The organism is Streptomyces cinnabarinus, assembly GCF_027270315.1.
In the GTDB taxonomy this organism is placed as follows: Bacteria; Actinomycetota; Actinomycetes; order Streptomycetales; family Streptomycetaceae; genus Streptomyces; species Streptomyces cinnabarinus.
Map to the genome: position 1 here is coordinate 9,406,838 of NZ_CP114413.1, position 17,202 is coordinate 9,424,039.

A 17,202-nucleotide genomic window follows, 5' to 3' on the forward strand; every position below is an offset into this window, starting at 1 on the left:
GAGACATGCGCAGTGCGCATACCTGAGAAAGGAGCGGGCCAGTGGCCATGCTGGTGCGGAATGAAGTTGACGGGCCGTATTCCTACTGCGCGGGGTGGGTGGTCCCGGCGCAGTCGTCGGGGGCCGAGGTGGTCCATCCGCTGCAGTTGCTGCGGGGAACTCCGACGGAGGAGTCTGTTCAGACCTTGACGGTCGATGTCGTGCAGGGCGTGCCGTTTCTCATGGGTAGCGTGACCACGGATGACGGAAATTTTCCCCCCGGGGTCAACGTCACGTTGACGGACCCGAATGGCGATCAGGTGAGGCACAGCGAAACCGATGACCGCCTCGTCGTGTGCGTCAACAATGACCCCACCATGGTGCAGTCGTGCATGATCCAGGACCCCATGGTGGGCACGTGGACGATCACGGTGACGAACGCCGACAGCAGCTCCTACGTGTTCTTCTCCACGATGCCGACCGAGGCGCAGTACACCACCATCATCGACACGCTGACCCCGTACATCGACGCCCCCGAAGCGCCGGGGGCAGGTCCGGAGGGGGCGGCAGCTTGCTGGACCTGCCGTGTCGCACTGTGGACCCTCGGCATCGCCCTGACGATGCTGCTCGTGGTGGGTGCCGGGCTGCTCACGGCGACGGCCGCTCCTGTCACGGGCCTGATCGCGATCCTGGCCTCGATCGGCATCACACTGGCACCCGCGGGAGCCATCCTCGTCCTGCAGGCCCTGCTGGCAGGGGTGGGCGCCACGGCACTTATCGTGGTGAACAATCTCTGTTCCTGGGTGAACGCCTGCTCGACGGACGTCAGAGCAAAGATCACCAGCCCGACGTCAGGAACGGTCAGCGGAACCACACCCGTGACCGCTTCGGCCACGAACGCCGTTAGCGTGTCGTACTACGTCGACGGGAACACACCCATCGGCACCAGCGAAACCGGGCCCAACTGGGATATGGACTGGGACACCAGGAAGTTCTCCAACGGAAAGCAAACGTTGTGGGCCGTGGCCACCGGTTCGGAGATGGCTGTCTGGTCACCTCAGGTGACCGTCACCGTCCACAACTAAGCTTGGCGCAGCTCCTTCTGGCTGCCCTTGACGACCACCAAGTGGGGGACCGCCCGGCCGAGGAGGCAGTCGGCTTGCTCGCGCCGGGTGTGCAGGGCCTCAAGTTCTTCAAACAGGGCATCGTTTTGAGCTGCCAGTCCGGCAGGTGCGACGCGTCTTCTGACTGCTGGGAGGGCCTCAACGCCCGCCGCTGCGGTGGTCTACTCGAGGAAAGCCGGACTGCCTCAGTCGAGCACAGTGAGCTCGCGGAAGTCGTCCAAGGCCTCGGCGATCTGCCCGCCCAGGCCACGGTCTCCGAGACGGCGTGCAAGGTTGGGCCAGGTGTCCTGCACGCCCCGTACTGCGGCCTCGAATGCCTCGGCGAAGCCGGAGCCGTCGGCGAGCTCACATGCCAGCAGGACCCCGAAAACGACAGCGGCTCCGCCGGGAACCGGCCAGAGGTGCCCTATGACAGCCTGCCGGGGGCTGGCGACCGACCGGGCCAGCCCGTGATCGTCATAGGGCCCTTGGGCGTTGGCGGAGGCGCTGTCACAGGTGTTGAGTACGAGCAGGCGTCGCTGCGCCGTGGATGACACGGGAGCGGGGCTGCTGGGGCGTGTATCGGAAGTAGATTTTGGCCGTGGGATGATCGTGGCTCGTGGAGATCTGACGGACGACCAATGGGCCGTGCTGGAGCTGATGTTGCCGAAGGGCAAGAAGCCCGGTCGGCCGCCGGTGTGGACCCGGCGGCAGCAGATCGACGGCATACGATTCCGGGTCCGCACGGGCATCCCGTGGCGGGACGTGCCCGAGGAGCATGGGTCGTGGGGTCGGGTGTACGACCTGTTCCGCCACTGGTAGCGCAACGGGACCTGGCAGCGCATCTTCACCCGGGTCCAGGCCCGGGCCGATGCTCAGGATTTCATCACCTGGGACCTCAATGTCGACTCCACCGTCTGCCGGGCCCACCAGCACGCCGCCGGGGCGAGGAAAAGGGGGACCTGCAGAACGACCGTACAAGAGCAACGGCGGCGCTGATCGGCGTAGGTGAGGGGAGCCACGAAGACGGTACCGGGGGCTTGTTGCCGGTTGACCTTCGAGTCGGCAACTGGCGGCTGCGTTGGTGCTGCTGGCGAGGGCGGCGTCATCGAGCCGGCGCGTGCCGCGGGTACGTGCGCGGCCCCCGGTCCCGTTCCGCTGTGTGCTGGTGGTCGGGGCCGTTCTTCGCGAAGCGTGCCTCGCGGGGGAGGAGGACCCCGTTCACCCTGGGCAGGGGTCCTCCTGGCGGTGTGGCCGCTATGGTCGCCTGCCCTGGCGGGGCTGGCGCCTCTGCCGGTGTCTCCCGGCCGAGAGGGGCCCGAATCCAAGGCTGGCGGAAAGATGGCCCCCCGTTGTGTCGGCCGTGTTCACCGGCGCATCTTCAGCGTGAGTTGATCACTCGTTGGGGAGTGGGAACAGCGACAACGGCACGTGATGCTGGCCCGCGTGGATGTCGCGGTCGCGGAGGCTGCCCTGCGAGACCGGTCGCGGGAAGGAGATCTTGACGACGTCCAGCGCCGGGATGCGGAAGATCTGCACGGTGTCCGCGTCGACGCCGTACAGCCGGGCGATCACCGAGGCGTTGAGGTAGCCGGGGTCGGCGACGATCGTGTAGCCGGCCGTGTCGCGCATGAACAGTTCCATCGTGACCCAGAAGGGGCTGGCGTTCTTGGAGCGGACCTCGAGGGCGAGGTCGGCGATGGTACGGCTCTCAGACATCGCTGTCCTCCGGCAGGTTGATGCGGAACATGCTGGTGGGGGAGTTCACGTCGATGACGTGGTGCAGGGCGAACTCGTAGACGGCGCCGCGCTCGGTCTCGGCAGGCGAGGTCGCGAATGCGAGGCTCGGCAGGTAGTTCATGTCCGGCGTCGGCAGGTGGAGCATGAGCGGGTTCGCGACCTTGGCGATCGCCGTGGCGGTCGCCTGGTCGGTGGCCCGCACGAGCAGCATGGCACCGACCTCGCGGGGTGGCCGCCGGTCCGGCTCGATGCCGTCGAGGATGGCGTCGTAGCCGTACAGTCGCAGGTCGAAGGCGTAGTCGTCGCTGCTCAGGCCGAGGGTACGGCTCACCCATTCGTCGATCATCTTGCGCATCAGGGCCGCCCATGTGTCGATCTGCTCGAGGATGTGCGGGTCGCGGATCGCGGTGAACGACATGGTCTCGTACCCGGTGATCCGTGCACCTTCGAGTTTGATCGTGTGCTGGTCGGCGGGTATGAACCGGGACTTCTCCACCCGTACCCGACGCGGGTCGAGTGCTTCGTAGACGGCCTGGGACACGTCGATGGTGCCGGCCGGCTCACGCATGGTGAACGGATTGACCGTCTCGTAGAGCATGTGTGCGGCGACCGATGTCGGTGTGCACGCGTTGTCCGGATCGAGCGGCTCGATCGTGAAGCCGGCCGCGTCAATGGTGGCCAGCACCCCGCCGGCGCGCGGATTCGTGGTGCACTGCCCGCCGCACTCGACGATCTTCGCGGCATGCCAGACGGGCCCGGCCGGCATGCCCTTCATCAGCGGGAACGCGGCTGCGATGGCGGTGTCGGTGGCCCGCCCGGCGAGCACCACGTCGGCGCCGGCCTCGAGGGCCGCCACGATCGGCTCGTGGCCCATCATGCCGACGATGTGCCTACAGCTGTCGAGTGTCGCTGCGTCGAGCGGACCGGTCGGCGGCAGCGGGTGGATCCGGTCGAGCCGCGCGCCGAGGTCGGCGGCCCGCTGCTCGCTGTAGATGGTCGCGACCTTCAGATCGAGGCCCTCCTCGGCGAGGATGCCGCGGGTGATGTCGGCCACCCAGTCGACGCCCGAGTCGGTGCCACTGGTTCCGCACGAGCCGATGATCAGTGGGATTCCCGAGCCGGCGGCGGCGCGCAGGAGCAGCCGCATGTCCTGGGCGACGGCCGCGGCGGCGGTCTTCGCGATGCCGACGCCCAGGTAGTAGGGGCCGGAGTCGGTCGAGCCGCCGTCCACGGCGATCACGTCGGCGCCCAGTTCCAGGCCGCGGGTCAGGGTCTCGGGCGGGAACCCCGCGCCGAGCATGCCGACCGGCGTGAGGACGCGTACTTCGTTCACCGGGTTGCTCCTTGTGTCGTGACGTAGCTGATGGCGTGGGCCGGCTGGCGGCCGGAGACTGCCTGCCTGCCGAGGTTCTGCTGGGATGCCTGGTCGAGGAGGGTCACCGGGCGGCCGGCCCGGGTTACTTCGGCGATGGCGACGAGCCCGGCCGGTCCGGCACCGACGGTGTTGACGTCCGTGCTGATCACCGTGGTCCTCCTAGAGCGTGTGCGGGGTGCCCGGCGAGGGCGGCTACCAGTTCGCGGGCGCCCTTCATGCCGGCGTCACGGCGGGCCTCGGCCGTCTGCCCGGCCATGTGCGAGAAGACGGTGATTCCGTCGATACCGCGCAGCACGCTTCCGGCCGGCAGGGGCTCGGTCTCCGTGACGTCCAGCGCCGCGCCGGCGATCCGGCCGGTGCGGACGGCGTCGGCCAGGGCGTTCTCGTCGACGATGCCGCCGCGTGCGGTGTTGATCAGGTGCGCGGTCGGTTTCATTGTGGCCAGTGCGGCGGCGTCGATCAGGTGCCAGGTCCGGTCGGTGAGTGCTGTGTGGATCGACACGAAGTCCGAGACGCGCAGCAGTTCTTCGAGGGGGAGACCCTCGGGCACGTTCAGGCCAAACGCCTCGGCGAGTGGCCGTACCCGCTGAGCCACCGCCCCACGCCCGATGATGCCGAGCGTCTTGCCGCGCAGCTCGAAGCCGTCGCGACGGGGCCAGCGGCCCGCGGCGACCCCGGCGGCCGTGCCGCCCAGGTTGCGGGCCTGCACGAGCAGCAGCCCGATGGTGTACTCCGCGACCGCGTTGGCGTTGACACCCGGCAGGTTGCTGACGCTGATGCCGAGCCGCGACGCGGCGGCGACGTCGACGGAGTCATACCCGACGCCGGTACGCACGACGGCGCGCAGCTGGGGTGCCCGGCCGAGTACTTCGGCCGTCATCGGCTCGTTGGCGACCAACGCGCCCGTCACGCCGTCCAGGGCGGTGACGAGTTGCTCGGCGGTGCGCATGCCGCGCATCGGATCGTGGCGGGTGATGAAGCCGAGCCCGGTGAGGTAGGCGTCGACCTCGTCGCCCGGGGTCAGATAGTCGGTGGTGATCAAAATGGTCGGCATCGGGCTTCACTTCAGGATCGGGGTGACGGCCAGGCACTGGAGGCGGCCGAGTCGGAGCAGGACGAGAAGGGAGAGGACGGCGAGTACCGCGATGTGAAGCATCAGCAGGTTCCAGCCCGTCAGGTCGACGGCGCCGCCGATCAGGGCGGGGCCGCCGAAGCCGCCGAGATACCAGGACACCGCGTACAGGCCGGTGTAGGTGCCGAGCACCCGGCTGGACGGGGCCAGGTTCCACAGCGCGACGGCCGCGTTGATCAGGAAGGCGGCGGCGCCGACCGCGGCGACGCAGAACACGGCGACGGTCGCCGTGGTGTTCCGCAACAGGGCACCGGCAACCATCGCGCCGGCGAAGAGGGCTATCCCGGCGCCCATGGTCTTCACGCGGCCCCAGCGTTCGGCCAGGAGCGCGGCCGGGTAGGCGGCGATCACGTAGGCGATGCCGCTGGGCAGGGTGAGGCCGCCGGCGTTGCCGCGGGAAAGGCCAAGGGCCTCCATGCCGTAGGGGGTGACGAGCGACCGTGAGGCGAACCAGGCGCCGCCGAACAGCATGATGGTGAGCAGCAGCAGTAGGCGTCGCCGGTCGTGGTCGGTGACCATCTCGGTGATGACCTGCCGGAACGGTTCTCGTGCGGCCTGCGGTCCGACGGTCGCGTCCTCGGCCACCGCGGCCTGATAGGCGGCCGACCGGTTGTCGCGCACCTTGACGACAACCACGACGGTGACCAGCAGCAGGATCGCCGACGGGATCGCGAACGCCGCCCTGGGGTGCTCGTCGACGACGAAAATGCTGATCAGCGACGCGACGATGATGGTCAGCGCGGTGGCGATCTTGACGATGGCGTTGGCGTGACTACGCCGTTCCGGCGCGATGAAGTCCGGCACCAGCGACTCGGCGAGCGGGCGCATGGTGTTGGCGACCAGCGCGTACGGGACCATGACCGCGATCAGCATGGCCGCCGAGGTGGTCCACGGCAGGACGGTGAACAGCAGCGCCGCCAGGGGCATGCCGACCGCCAGATACGGCACCCGCCGTCCCCACCGGGTGCGGGTGTTGTCCGACCGGTTGCCGATCCAGGGCTGGACGAAGATGCCGAGCAGGTTGTCCATGCCCATGAGCGCGCCGATCAGTGCGGCGCTGGTGACGTGCTCGCGCAGCAGCACGGGCACCTGATTGTCGTAGAAGTTCCAGGTCGCCTCCTGGGCGAACAGGGCGAGAGCGATGAAGAGCGTGATTCTCCGGGGGGTTTCAGCCATGTGACCTCCACGTGTCCGGCGTCACGGTATTTTGATGTAGCAAAATAAGCAACAGTTGCAAGACTATTTCGCCATGGCGTGAGCTAGGATGCCGGTATGAACTCCGCTGAGACCCTCGCCGATCAGGCGTACCGATATGTCCGCACCGCGATCGCCAGCGGCGAGCTTGCGGCGGGGGAGAAGGTGACCGAGCGCGGCATGGCCGACCGGCTCGCCATCAGCCCCACTCCGGTCCGTGAGGCGCTGCGACGCCTGGAGATCGACGGCCTCATCGAGCGGATCGGCCCCCGTACGGTGCTGGTAGCCGCGATCCGCGACGCCGCCAAGGACGACCTCGCAGAGGTCGAAGTCGGACTGCGCGGCCTGGTCGCCCGGTTCGCCGCCCGCCACGCCACCGCCGAGCAGCTCGACGCCCTCGACGCCATCCTCGACCGCGCCGACGACCTGCTCATCCTGCTCAAGGAGCGCAGCCGCCAGGACCGGCCCACCGACCGGCATCTCACCGAACTGCTCGACACCATGCAGGAGTTCAACGACACGGTCAGCGCCTGCGCCCACAATCCGGTGCTGGTCCGCATGCTTGAGCAGAGCCGCGTGTTCACCCCTACCCGCCGCCGCGAGTTGCTGCTGAGCCGCGTCGCCGAGGACGAGACGTTCGGCCTGGAGCGGTACGCGAGCCACCGTGCCCTGGTCCGCGCGTTGCGTGCCCGCGATGAGGCCACCGCCGAGCGCCTCGCCGTGTCCGACGCCCAGGGCGGCCTCAACGCGCTGCGGGAGGCCCGGTGAGCCGGCACCGCATCGCCGTGATCCCCGGCGACGGCATCGGCAGGGAAGTTGTGCCCGCCGGACTCGAGGCACTGCACGCCACCGCGAGCCGCTTCGGCATCAGCCTCGAACTCGACGAGTTCGGGTTCGCCAGCGCGGAGTACTGGCAGCGGCACGGCACGATGATGCCGGCCGACTGGGAAGAGACCCTGCGCGGCTACGACGCCATCTACTTCGGCGCGGTCGGCTGGCCCGAGATCGTGCCCGACCACGTTTCGCTCTGGGGCAGTCTCCTGCAGATCCGACGGACGTTTGACCAGTACGTGAACCTGCGCCCCTGCAGGCTCATGCCCGGGGTGCGCAGCCCGTTGGCCGGCCGCGAGCCCGGTGACATCGACTTCGTTGTGGTGCGCGAGAACACCGAGGGCGAGTACTCCAGCGTCGGCGGACGCGTCTTCGAGGGCACCGAGCGCGAGACCGTGCTCCAGGAGACCGTCATGACCCGCATCGGCGTCGACCGGGTCCTCCGCTTCGCGTACGAGCAAGCGGCGCGCCGCCCCGCCAGGCACATCACGTCGGCCACCAAGAGCAACGGCATCTCCATCTCGATGCCGTTCTGGGACGAGCGCGTCGCCGACATGGCCGGGCGGTTCCCCGACGTGCGGGTCGACAAGCTCCACATCGACGCGCTGGCCGCGCAGTTCGTACTGCACCCCGAGCGCTTCGACGTCGTGGTGGCCAGCAACCTCTTCGGTGACATCCTCTCCGACCTGGGCCCGGCCTGTGCCGGAACCCTCGGCATCGCCCCCAGCGCCAACATCAACCCTGAGCGCGACCACCCCAGCCTGTTCGAGCCGGTGCACGGCTCGGCCCCGGACATCGCCGGGCAAGGGATCGCCAACCCGGTAGGCCAGATCTGGTGCGCGTCGATGATGCTCGAGCACCTCGGTCACCCCGAGGCGGCCGCTCACCTGCTCGGCGCGATCGAGGACGTGCTGGCCCTCGGCCCCGCCGAGGCGCCCCTCACCCCCGACCTGCACGGTAAGGGCACCACGGTCGAGCTGGCCCGCGCGATAGCGGACCGAGTCCGCGAGCGGTCGCCGATCTGACCCTGCCGCTCAGCCCCGCGCCGGTCCTTCGCCCGCTTGCCGGACGATTGACCGTGCGAGAGGAGGTCTGGTCCTGGATCCGTCACCCGATGGTTGACCGCGGGGAGACGTTGTCGGTGCGGGAGCAGGGGCTGGGGACGCGCAGCACGGGTGTAGGTCGTGCAGCCGCCGCGGTCAGTCGGCCAACCTGTACGCGACTTGCGGGGCTCCGGACTCGGCCTGTTCATCGCTCGGGTCGTGGTACGCGCCCACGACGGGGAGATCATTTGCGAACGCCGATGCCGTGGGGGGATTGGATGTCGCGGTCCGGCTGCCGTGAGCCGCGGCGCTCACGTCGGCTCCAACTGGCGCAAAATGTTCGTGCGCTCCAGGAGGATCGGCCAGCGCGAGGGATCGATAGTGGTGGGGACGGTGGCGACAGAGGGGGTGTGGTCGCCGCCGCCCACCTCTCGCCCAGGTTCTCGCTTCCCGCGTTACTGATGCTCTTTGGCAGTCGTTCCGAAGAGTGCTCTCGCAGTTGAGTGAACTGCGAGATCGACATCCGAACGGTGTGTACCTGACGATCGTGTGTACGGAGGACGAGCAGCTCAACATGCGAGTCCCTGGCAACTTGGCAGAGGAGGCTCACCAAGCCTTGATACGGGACTTCGACGAGTTCGTGCGTGGAGGAACGGACACCGCGCCGATCCGGGTGAGATGGGATGAGGAGACAGGTCAGTGGGTGAAGGCCAAAGCTGCCCCGTAAAAGCTCGTGCCACGATCACGGGCGGGTCTTCTTGAGACGCCGCCAGCAGATGAGTCCGCAGGCGAGTGAGACGAAGGCCTTGGGGAGGTCAAGGCGTCGTTCCCAACGGGCGGCGAGGCGCTTGAACTGGTGGAGCTGGGCGAAGTTCTGCTCGACGGCGGCGGCCGGCTAGCCCAGGTCCAACGCGTTCGGCAGGCCCCAGCGGTAGCGGGTCCGGTCATGGCGCTTGAGAGCCTCGAACTCCGGGGCCCGGTACAACGGTGTTATCGTGCAGCGCGGTGCGTCCGAACCCGCCCTGTCCAGCAGCGCGTTGACCGCCGCCCGCGCGGAGGCGTTGGCGCCCTCCATGGTCGCCAGATCGATGTCGACGGACACGTAGTCACCCGCGAGGAAGAGGTTCGGGACACTCGTCGCCGCCGTCGGCCGGTTGTGGAAGGTGCCCGCGGGGTGGATCAGTAGCTCGTCCTCGTTGACCGGATGCGGCGTTCCGATGCCGTCGACGCCCGGATCGAGGAACCAGGAGTGCAGCGCGCCGTCCCTCAGCACCACCTTCCCCGTGTCGTTCAGCGCGGCCTTCAGCTGCGCCCACACCTCCTTGGCGACCTCGTCCCGGGTGCACTGCTTGGCCGTCCTGCCGTACAGGATGCCGGGCTTGTCCCACTCGGAGATGTCGACGGAGAGGCAGTCGACGGCGGCGCCGTCGCCGTAGTCGGCGTGGAAGTCGCGGTCCGGCCAGTGCCCGGCCTGCTGAATGGCCGTCAGCGACCAGGGCGAGTCCACGCAGTTGAGGTGCCCGTCGAGCAGCGGCGCGGACTCGGTCAGATAGAACTGGATGCCGGTCATCCAGTCCGTCTGCAGCTTGTCGCAGCGCGCGAGCTGGGGATCGGCGGCCCGCAGGTCCGCGCCCCAGGTGCGGCGGGCGTGCTCGACGGGCATGGCGCACACGTAGTGGTCGGCGGTCACGGTCCGCGCCGCGCCGTCCGGGTCCGTGATCCGAGCTCCGGTGACCCTGCCCCCGTCGTACAGTACTTCCCGTACGGTCCTGCCTACCGCGAACTCGACACCGAGCGACGTCAGATGGGCGACCCACGGGTCGATCCACGCCTCGTTCGTGGGCGCGTTGAGGATACGGTCGAGCGGGCCGTCCGCGCCGCGCCCCAGCGCGTTGAAGACGAACGCCTCCAGCAGGCTGGCGACCGTGCGCGTACTGGCCTCCTCCGCCTTGGTGGCGACGATGTTGCGGGTGACTCCGACGGCCAGGATGCGCTGGTAGTCGTGGCTCATGCGCTCGGCCCTGATGTAGTCCCACCAGGGCGTGGCCTCCCAGACGTCATTGCGCCGCTCGTCGCAGCTGGTGAGGAAGACCAGGACGCGGTTCAGGAAGTACGCCGTCTCGTGCGGGGGTATCCCGCGCACGGTCTCCATGACGGCGGTCAGCGCGCGGCGCACGTCGTCGAGTGTGAGGTCGGGCGGCTGGTGGCCGGGCCAGGGGAGAGGGAGCCGCAGGTCCTCACGGCCGGTGCGGGCGAAGGACATCTCGGAAGGGGCGACGAGGTTGTTCCAGACGCCGTTGGGGTTGCCCGGGAACGGGATGCGCCGCATCGTGTCGGGCAGGTTGTGGTAGATGCCGGGGATGAAGCGGAAGCCGTGCTCGGCGGGCAACTCCCGCCGCCCGCCGCGCGCGCTTCCCGGGACCCCCATGCTGCGGGCCTTGCCGCCCAGCGCCCGGCGCTCGTAGACCGTGACGCGGAAGCCGCGTTCGGCGAGTTCGTGCGCGGCGGTCAGCCCGGCCACCCCACCGCCGAGCACGGCGACCGACCCCGGCGTGCGTGTTGCGGAGGTGGCTGCCGCGGCTGTCGCCGTACGGGCCGTACCCAGCGCGGCAGCACCGCCGGCCGCGGCGGTTGCAGCGATGAGTGTACGTCGTGAGGCGCCCGAACCAGCCATCAGTTTCCCCCTCTTACCCGCAGGTAACCACCCGTCCGGCGCAGGAGCATACGGAGAACCCGCGTGACCCGGAAGCCACTTGAGGCCCCATTCCTTCGATGGCTGGAAATGGGGGTCGCGGCCCGACGCGGCAAGCGCCCCGGACACGGTGAGCCCGCGGTGCCATATGCCGCACGCTGTGTGTGAGGCCGCTCATGGCGACGGCTGCCGCGGTGTGAGGTCTCATCGATGCTTCGGTGTGCCTGCGGCTGTGAGCTGTGATCCCGCAGGCATGTCCTCTTGCTGACCGCTACTGACCTTGCTGGCGTGATGTCGTCAAGGTGAGGCCGGACTCGGCGAGACATCCGGCGATGAGGATGTTCCGGTACTGGACCTGGCGGAGACCGTGCGCAGCAGTGGCCAGATGCCCTCGACGGGGTTGAGGTCCGGTGCATACGCCGGCAGGAAGTGGGTGTGTCAATTCAGCGGCTGATCTTGGTTGTTGAGTGGTCAGTTGTTGCTCGGGGTCAGGCGGCCCTCGAAGGCGATCTGGAACGCGTTCAGGGGTGCCTTCCAGCGCATGGCCCACCTCTTGTGGCCCTTCCCGGTCGGGTTCAGGCTCATCAGCGCCATGTAGATGCACTTGAGGGCGGCGGCCTCGTTGGGGAAGTGTCCGCGGGCACGAACGGCTCTGCGGATGCGGGCGTTGACGCTCTCGATCGGGCACTGCCGGGTTCGGTCAGATCCGTTGCAGACGGTGGGTGCCCGCGACAACAGACCATACGACACGGGATCCTGACAGCGCAGTGTCCACCTGCGCTGCCAGGACGTGCGGTTGCGTCCAGGGAAGTGTTGTAGTGCGCTGACCTGCCCTGGTCGGACCGGTAGTCGGGTGCGAAGGCGCACTCGGTTTACCCGACGGGCGGGCTGGCTGGAAGGCATGGGCTGTGGCGTGGACACGCCCCGGAACCGATGCCCGCTGCCCCCTGCCCGACCCTGCGCTGCTGCCGGGGTTGGCGGGTGAGCCGAAGTGGCACGGGGTGGCGGGCGCTGGTCGCCGTCCACGTGGGCCGGGTCGTCCTGCACTCACGGGGGGGCACGAGCCTGGTGGCTTCGTTCCCGGAGATCGAATCCGGGAGCAACAACCGGGGTTGTGGACGCAGCCGAACAACAAGGAGGGCTTGTGGGGCATCGCTGGTCTCCCGGCCGTGTACGGGCACGGGAGCGCCTCCAGCTGCGAGAGGAACTCTGCCGCCCTTAACCACGTGGACCTGGACCGGCGTCACGATGTTGGCCGTTCGCCCTATTAGGTCTTGCTCCGCACCCGTCGGCGCCGGCCTGGCGGCCGTCCAGACCGGCGGACGGGGCGACGTCACGCAGGGACGCCGAGCGGCGGGTGCTCGAGCACGCGGGGCTTGTACTCAACCAGCTGGATACGGTCGTCAAAGGTGCGGTGGTCGATCACCTCGAGGGCAACGTCCGGGTAGCCGTCGTAGATGCGCTCTTCGCCCGTGGCGCCGGTGATCACCGGGAACATAACGACCCGGAAGCGGTCGACGAGTCCGGCTCGTAGCAGGGACCGGCACAGGCTGAGGCTGCCGATCGTGCTGAGGAGCCCCGAGCCACTGGACTTCATGGCGCGGACAGCTTCGACGGCGTTGTCGCGGACGAGCGTTGAGTTGGCCCACGTCAGTGGCTCGTTGAGTGAGGAGGAGAACACCACCTTGGATGCCTGCGTGAGCTCGTCGACGGACGCCTCTTCTTCGGGCCTGAACTCGTCTTGGCCCTTCGGGACCTCGCCTGCAGCGAAGCTCGACATCAGGCGGTAGGTATTCGCTCCCATCAGGTAGGTGGCCTCGGGCTGCTCGCCGAGCCATGCGAGGTACTCCGGGCCCTCCAGTCCCCAGAACCCCGGCCACCCCTCTGCCGATGCGTAGCGGTCGAGGGAGGTGATGAAGTCAACGAGAAGCTCCGGAATGGCAGTGTCCTTTCCTGGGGTGTCACGAGTTTGCACCGGCCGGGAGCCACAAACTCATCGGCCGCGCCGTGGAGCAACGAGAGACCTCGGACGCACATCCTTGTTGGAGGGATTCTGACAGGCATTCAGGAACCCAACGGCGGACGGAGTTGGTTGTCCGGACACCGGTGGGCTGCGGTGCCCCCAGCTTGAGCGTGTCATCGGTGAACAAAACAGCGGCCAGGCCTATACGGTCCATGACCGTCAGCCTGTCCAAGCCAGGACTCTGCAGCCCCATGGCGCCGGTGAAGTACCGGCTGACGGGCTTTCGTTCGCCGTAGAGTCCGGGCGAGGTCACGGGCGGAGACCGCGCGGACAACAGGCCCGTGTCGAGCATCCCGCCCAGCAATGGACCATGCCCGCGGGTGGGCGGAGCACGGTGACCTTCTTCTCCAGCCCGGTGATGAGGAGGGACCATCCCCGCGGGTGCGGGGAGCACAAGACCTGAATCACGCGGACCGGGTAGTCCTCGGGACCATCCCCGCGGGTGCGGGGAGCACATCGCCGCGCGGTCGGCACGGCCGCGGTCGCATCCCCGCGGGGATGGTCCCTTGGGTAGGTGCTGTGCTGCGTTCAGCCGCGGGCGTCATGGTACGGCGAGGAATGGCGGGAACGCGGTTCTTGCGATGCTGCCTTTCGTCACCCTCACCACGGTTTTCGGAGCGCCGATCACACCCTCCGGCAGAAGGAGGGTGAGTAGGTACAGACCTGGTTTCACATGGGTGAAGCCGAACCAGCCCGAGCCGTCGCTGAGCCGGGTGGTCTTCTCGCCGCCGCCGGTGAGCGGGGTGAGGGTCACCGGTACCTGGTCCAGCGGGCCGCCGCTGTGGAGCAGGAGCCTGCCGGTCACGTGCCCGTCCCGGGGTGCCGTCTTCCATGGCATGCCGGGCACCGTCGCCTCGTTGCTGAACGGCGCGTCCTCGCCCCGCGTCAGCGCCTGCACCAGCTTGGCCCGCTCGGCCGGCAGGCCGTTGGCTGCCACGTCCTTGCTGGGGGCGGCGTAGGAGTAGCCGCTCCAGCCGGCCGCGGCGTTGCCAGCCGTGCTGGGTCTGAGCGCCTGCCTGACCTGGCTGAGCGAGTCCGCGACGCTGTTCAGGTACAGGGCGGGTCCGTTGACCGCCTGCCGCTCGCCCTGGTGGTCGGCCAGGAACTCGGACCACTCGGAGAACATCCGCGCCTGGTCCGGATTCCAGTTGCGCTTGTAGTTCATGGTCACGGCGGTGTCCATGATCCCCTCGTCCAGCCATCCCGCCCAGTCCTGAAGGACCTCGGTGTATGTGCGTGTGGCCCGCCAGCCGCCGACCGCCTGCGGCCCGTGTCCGTAGGTGATGGCGTCCATCGACAGGCGGGCTTGCGGGTCGATCTCCCAGACTCCGAGATAGATCCTGCGCACCAGCTGGGTGACCTGGTTGCGCCGCCAGTCGCTCCAGGCGGTGTCGGACGGGAGGGGTACGTCCGTCCGGCCCGTCGCCTGCTGGAAGCGGGCGAGGGACACGGCGTTGTAGCCCCAGTCGCTGTGGGTGGTGGTGGAACTGCCGTCCGGGTAGCGGACGTAGTCGAGGTTGACGCCGTCCACGTCGTAGTTGCGCACGATGCTCTGGATGCCGCGGACGATGTAGTCGACGGCCGCCGGATGGCCGGGGTCCACATAGGCGTTGGCACCCACCAGTTCCTGGCCGTCGGCCTTCTTGTTGAGCCAGCGGTCGGCTCCGGTGGCGCCCGGGCCGTGCTGGTTGAAGACGTGGTCCGGGGAGCGGGGCGGGGTGCTGCTGTTCCACATGGTGTTGACGTTGACCCAGGCGTGCACCTGCAGTCCGGCGGCGTGTCCCTGCCGGACCACTTCCGCCAGTGGGTCGTAGGGCTCCGGGGCGATCGCGGCGTCGGTGCGCGGGTACAGGGCGTTGTTGCAGAAGCAGTCGTAGCGCCGGGCCGTCTGCACGATCAGGGCGTTGGCGTTGACGTCCAACGCGTCCTGGACCAGGGCCGTGACCTGTGCGGGTGTGTAGATGCCCGGGTTGAACGCGTCCACCCAGTAGCTGCGCCACTGGGCCGGCGGTGCCGCGCCGTCGTCGGCACGGGCGTGGGCGGGCGGCGCGGTGAGTGCGCCGAGGAGCAGGCCGAGGCCCGCCGCCAGGGTTGTGAGTACGCGAGGCAAACGCATGTCGAGGTGTCCCCTCGGTGGAGTTCGTCGGCTGCGGGCGTACGTCGTGGGAAGGCGGTGGGCTTTGGCCGGTTCTAGGCGAACGTGGCTGCCCAGGTGGCCGGCCCGACGACGCCGTCGACGCTCAGGCCCCTGCTCGACTGGAAGCTGCGGCAGGCGGAGTCGGATCCCGGGCCGTACTGGCCGTCGACGGTGAGGGAGTATCCGTGCGTGCTGTTCATCCGGTACTGCCAGGTGGCCACGCTGGCGTGCACGAAGGTGGGCGGCTGGCGGAAGTTGACGCCGGGGTAGGGCAGGGGGCCGCCGCCGGGGTTGAGCTCGCCGCTGAGCACCCTGGCGTACAGGTTGCCCGGGCAGGCGGTCGCGTGGTGGTCCCGGTGGCCGGTGATGGCCCGCGCGGCGCCGCCCGACACCCGCAGGCGGTTGATGCCGTGGCGGACGGCGTCGATGAGCCCGGCGGTGATGGTGTCGTAGTTGCTGGCGGAGCCGCCGGTCAGTGCACAGACCGCGTACCAGTCGTCATTGCCCTGCGTCGTGCCCTGGGCGGCGGTGCGGACGTACTCGCCACGGCCCTGGAAGAGGTAGCCGTGGACGCAGGCGAGGTGGCTGTAGGCGATGTCCGACCAGCCGTTGGAGTCCATGTGGAAGTTCTGGATGCCCCGGACCTGGGCGGCGCAGTCGGCGTGATTGGCCTTGGCCACCTTTACGGCGTCGACGTGATGGACGACTACGCCGCCCTGGGCTGGGGTGATGTTGTTGCTGACGCTGTTGGGCGCTCTGGCCCCCCACTGGGAGCGGGTGACGAACGTGGCCATCAGCTTGGCCCTCCCTGGTCCAGGGCGCAGTTGACGGCTGCGTTGAGGGGTTCGGCGTGGGCGCCGCGCGCGGCTGCGGGGCCGTGGACGGCGCCGGGGTGGCGGGAGTGCGTGACGATGGGGAGTTCACGGCGTCCCGGCGGGAGGGGGGTGCCCGCACGTGCGGGTGCGGAACATATGGCGGGCAGCGCGAACGCACAGGCGGCTGCCGCCAGCAGCGTCGTGCGGCGAGACGGGCCGTGGGTCAACAGTCCTCCAAGGGGTGAGGAGCTACAAGCAATTGTCGAGATGTTGACAGGTTCCAGTCAAGATGGCGGTAGTCGTCCGACGTACCGGCACGGAAGCCATTCCGTTGTTGGTGGTCGTGGACCGATGTGCGCAGTCTCAGAGGCTTCGATCCCCGCCCCGCCCTCCTCGCACACCGGCCGAACGGTCATTTCAGTCGCCACCGTTCCGGGGACTTCTGGGTGCGTTTGCCATCTTGGCCGCGGCGTGTGCGCCTGAAGAACCGTCTGTCAGGGCGGCCACCGCACTCACGGCAAGTGGACTGGTTCTGATCGCGGTTCTTGTTGTTCCTCCCCAGTCAGACCCGGGAACTGTTCGCGTGAGACCGCGTACGGCTTGTCGTCCGTCGACCAGAATTGACGCTCCCTCAGTTCCTGTAGACCGCCGCTGCGGTTGGCTTGGGACGGTGATGGTGCTGGTCATGCAGGCCGGTGCACCGTTCTGGGACTCGTTGGTGTTCGCCGGGATCGACGATGTGGATGTCGAGGCGGTGACGGCCGCGTTCGGGACGGTCGAAGTCATGGCGAGAGGCTTCCCCGGTCGCGTCGGACCGAGGCAGTCACCAGCCCGACGGCTGCGGCTTAGTACCTGGGCACCGACAAGGAGCGAGCGTCGGTACGTGATGGGGAAGGAGAACGTGGATCGAGCTCCGGTGCGGTGCTCGATATCGATCATCACGGCAGAGTCGAGCCTGGGCAGCTGCCTGGCCAGGAGGAGCGGAAGGGCCCAGCCCCAGGTGAGCGAGTCGATCGCATTGCCGTAGACCAGGGCGGCACACCGGTTCGTTCCCAGTGCTTCCCGCAGGGCGCCGGAGAAGGGGCGGGCGGACCGTGGACCGTCCCAGTCGGGACGGAGCCGGCGGAAGCGGGCCCGA

Annotated in this window: 13 protein-coding genes and 3 pseudogenes; 5 read left to right on the forward strand and 11 right to left on the reverse strand. The window is 68.7% G+C overall.

Going from position 1 to position 17,202, the window contains the following annotated elements:
- Positions 1–47: 47 nt before the first annotated feature.
- The 3 genes and pseudogenes from STRCI_RS42345 to STRCI_RS43640 form a co-directional block, all read left to right on the forward strand.
- Positions 48–1,064: an Ig-like domain-containing protein gene (locus tag STRCI_RS42345; RefSeq protein WP_269664793.1), complete on the forward strand. Its 1,017-nt coding sequence runs from the start codon at positions 48–50 to the stop codon at positions 1,062–1,064.
- 2 nt (positions 1,065–1,066) lie between these two features.
- Positions 1,067–1,636 carry a hypothetical protein gene (locus STRCI_RS42350; protein WP_269664314.1) on the forward strand — a complete coding sequence of 190 codons (570 nt, stop codon included), beginning with the start codon at positions 1,067–1,069 and terminating at the stop codon, positions 1,634–1,636.
- Positions 1,637–1,694: 58 nt separating this feature from the next.
- Positions 1,695–2,042, forward strand: a pseudogene (locus STRCI_RS43640) (transposase); the annotation flags it as partial.
- Between the two features lie 435 nt (positions 2,043–2,477).
- Here STRCI_RS43640 and STRCI_RS42360 read toward each other — a convergent pair.
- The 5 genes from STRCI_RS42360 to STRCI_RS42380 are packed head-to-tail and all read right to left on the reverse strand — an operon-like array spanning position 2,478 to position 6,505.
- Positions 2,478–2,801, reverse strand: a complete 324-nt coding sequence (locus tag STRCI_RS42360; RefSeq protein ID WP_269664316.1) for a DUF4387 domain-containing protein — start codon at positions 2,799–2,801, stop codon at positions 2,478–2,480.
- Positions 2,794–4,155 (reverse strand): acyclic terpene utilization AtuA family protein, encoded by a 1,362-nt coding sequence (locus STRCI_RS42365; protein ID WP_269664317.1) that lies wholly within the window; start codon positions 4,153–4,155, stop codon positions 2,794–2,796. Before STRCI_RS42365 ends, STRCI_RS42360 begins: the two co-directional genes overlap by 8 nt.
- Entirely contained in the window at positions 4,152–4,346 is a 195-nt protein-coding gene (locus tag STRCI_RS42370; protein WP_269664318.1) for an NAD(P)-binding protein, read from the reverse strand. Before STRCI_RS42370 ends, STRCI_RS42365 begins: the two co-directional genes overlap by 4 nt.
- Positions 4,343–5,251: an NAD(P)-dependent oxidoreductase gene (locus STRCI_RS42375; protein WP_269664319.1), complete on the reverse strand. Its 909-nt coding sequence runs from the start codon at positions 5,249–5,251 to the stop codon at positions 4,343–4,345. Before STRCI_RS42375 ends, STRCI_RS42370 begins: the two co-directional genes overlap by 4 nt.
- Before the next feature lie 6 nt (positions 5,252–5,257).
- Positions 5,258–6,505: an MFS transporter gene (locus STRCI_RS42380; protein ID WP_269664320.1), complete on the reverse strand. Its 1,248-nt coding sequence runs from the start codon at positions 6,503–6,505 to the stop codon at positions 5,258–5,260.
- Positions 6,506–6,601: 96 nt separating this feature from the next.
- Here STRCI_RS42380 and STRCI_RS42385 point away from each other — a divergent pair, with 96 nt between their 5' ends.
- Positions 6,602–7,291 carry a GntR family transcriptional regulator gene (locus STRCI_RS42385; RefSeq protein ID WP_269664321.1) on the forward strand — a complete coding sequence of 230 codons (690 nt, stop codon included), beginning with the start codon at positions 6,602–6,604 and terminating at the stop codon, positions 7,289–7,291.
- Positions 7,288–8,379 carry a tartrate dehydrogenase gene (locus STRCI_RS42390; RefSeq protein WP_269664322.1) on the forward strand — a complete coding sequence of 364 codons (1,092 nt, stop codon included), beginning with the start codon at positions 7,288–7,290 and terminating at the stop codon, positions 8,377–8,379. The genes STRCI_RS42385 and STRCI_RS42390 overlap by 4 nt, the downstream gene beginning before the upstream one ends.
- A 913-nt stretch (positions 8,380–9,292) precedes the next feature.
- On the opposite strand, the gene STRCI_RS42395 is transcribed toward STRCI_RS42390, so the two are convergent.
- The 6 genes and pseudogenes from STRCI_RS42395 to STRCI_RS42420 all read right to left on the reverse strand — a co-directional run bounded on the left by STRCI_RS42395 (position 9,293) and on the right by STRCI_RS42420 (position 16,043).
- Positions 9,293–11,071 carry a hydroxysqualene dehydroxylase gene (locus tag STRCI_RS42395; protein WP_269664323.1) on the reverse strand — a complete coding sequence of 593 codons (1,779 nt, stop codon included), beginning with the start codon at positions 11,069–11,071 and terminating at the stop codon, positions 9,293–9,295.
- A 289-nt stretch (positions 11,072–11,360) separates the two neighbouring features.
- Positions 11,361–11,518 (reverse strand): annotated as a pseudogene (locus STRCI_RS42400) (IS630 family transposase); the annotation flags it as partial.
- Between the two features lie 42 nt (positions 11,519–11,560).
- Positions 11,561–11,770 (reverse strand): annotated as a pseudogene (locus STRCI_RS42405) (transposase); the annotation flags it as partial.
- 652 nt (positions 11,771–12,422) lie between these two features.
- Positions 12,423–13,028 (reverse strand): dihydrofolate reductase family protein, encoded by a 606-nt coding sequence (locus STRCI_RS42410; RefSeq protein ID WP_269664794.1) that lies wholly within the window; start codon positions 13,026–13,028, stop codon positions 12,423–12,425.
- A 625-nt stretch (positions 13,029–13,653) separates the two neighbouring features.
- On the reverse strand, positions 13,654–15,228 hold the full coding sequence (locus STRCI_RS42415; protein ID WP_269664324.1) for a glycoside hydrolase family 10-like protein: 1,575 nt from the start codon (positions 15,226–15,228) through the stop codon (positions 13,654–13,656).
- A 74-nt stretch (positions 15,229–15,302) separates the two neighbouring features.
- Complete coding sequence (locus tag STRCI_RS42420) at positions 15,303–16,043, reverse strand: peptidoglycan recognition protein family protein (RefSeq protein ID WP_269664325.1); 741 nt, start codon at positions 16,041–16,043, stop codon at positions 15,303–15,305.
- Positions 16,044–17,202: the final 1,159 nt, after the last annotated feature.

Bases quoted from the DNA above. Each gene is read 5' to 3' on its own strand.
- STRCI_RS42345 (WP_269664793.1), top strand. From the start codon at position 48: ATGCTGGTGCGGAATGAAGTTGACGGGCCGTATTCCTACTGCGCGGGG.
- STRCI_RS42360 (WP_269664316.1), bottom strand. From the start codon at position 2,801: ATGTCTGAGAGCCGTACCATCGCCGACCTCGCCCTCGAGGTCCGCTCC.
- STRCI_RS42375 (WP_269664319.1), bottom strand. From the start codon at position 5,251: ATGCCGACCATTTTGATCACCACCGACTATCTGACCCCGGGCGACGAG.
- STRCI_RS42380 (WP_269664320.1), bottom strand. From the start codon at position 6,505: ATGGCTGAAACCCCCCGGAGAATCACGCTCTTCATCGCTCTCGCCCTG.
- STRCI_RS42385 (WP_269664321.1), top strand. From the start codon at position 6,602: ATGAACTCCGCTGAGACCCTCGCCGATCAGGCGTACCGATATGTCCGC.
- STRCI_RS42395 (WP_269664323.1), bottom strand. From the start codon at position 11,071: ATGGCTGGTTCGGGCGCCTCACGACGTACACTCATCGCTGCAACCGCC.
- STRCI_RS42415 (WP_269664324.1), bottom strand. From the start codon at position 15,228: ATGCGTTTGCCTCGCGTACTCACAACCCTGGCGGCGGGCCTCGGCCTG.
- STRCI_RS42420 (WP_269664325.1), bottom strand. From the start codon at position 16,043: ATGGCCACGTTCGTCACCCGCTCCCAGTGGGGGGCCAGAGCGCCCAAC.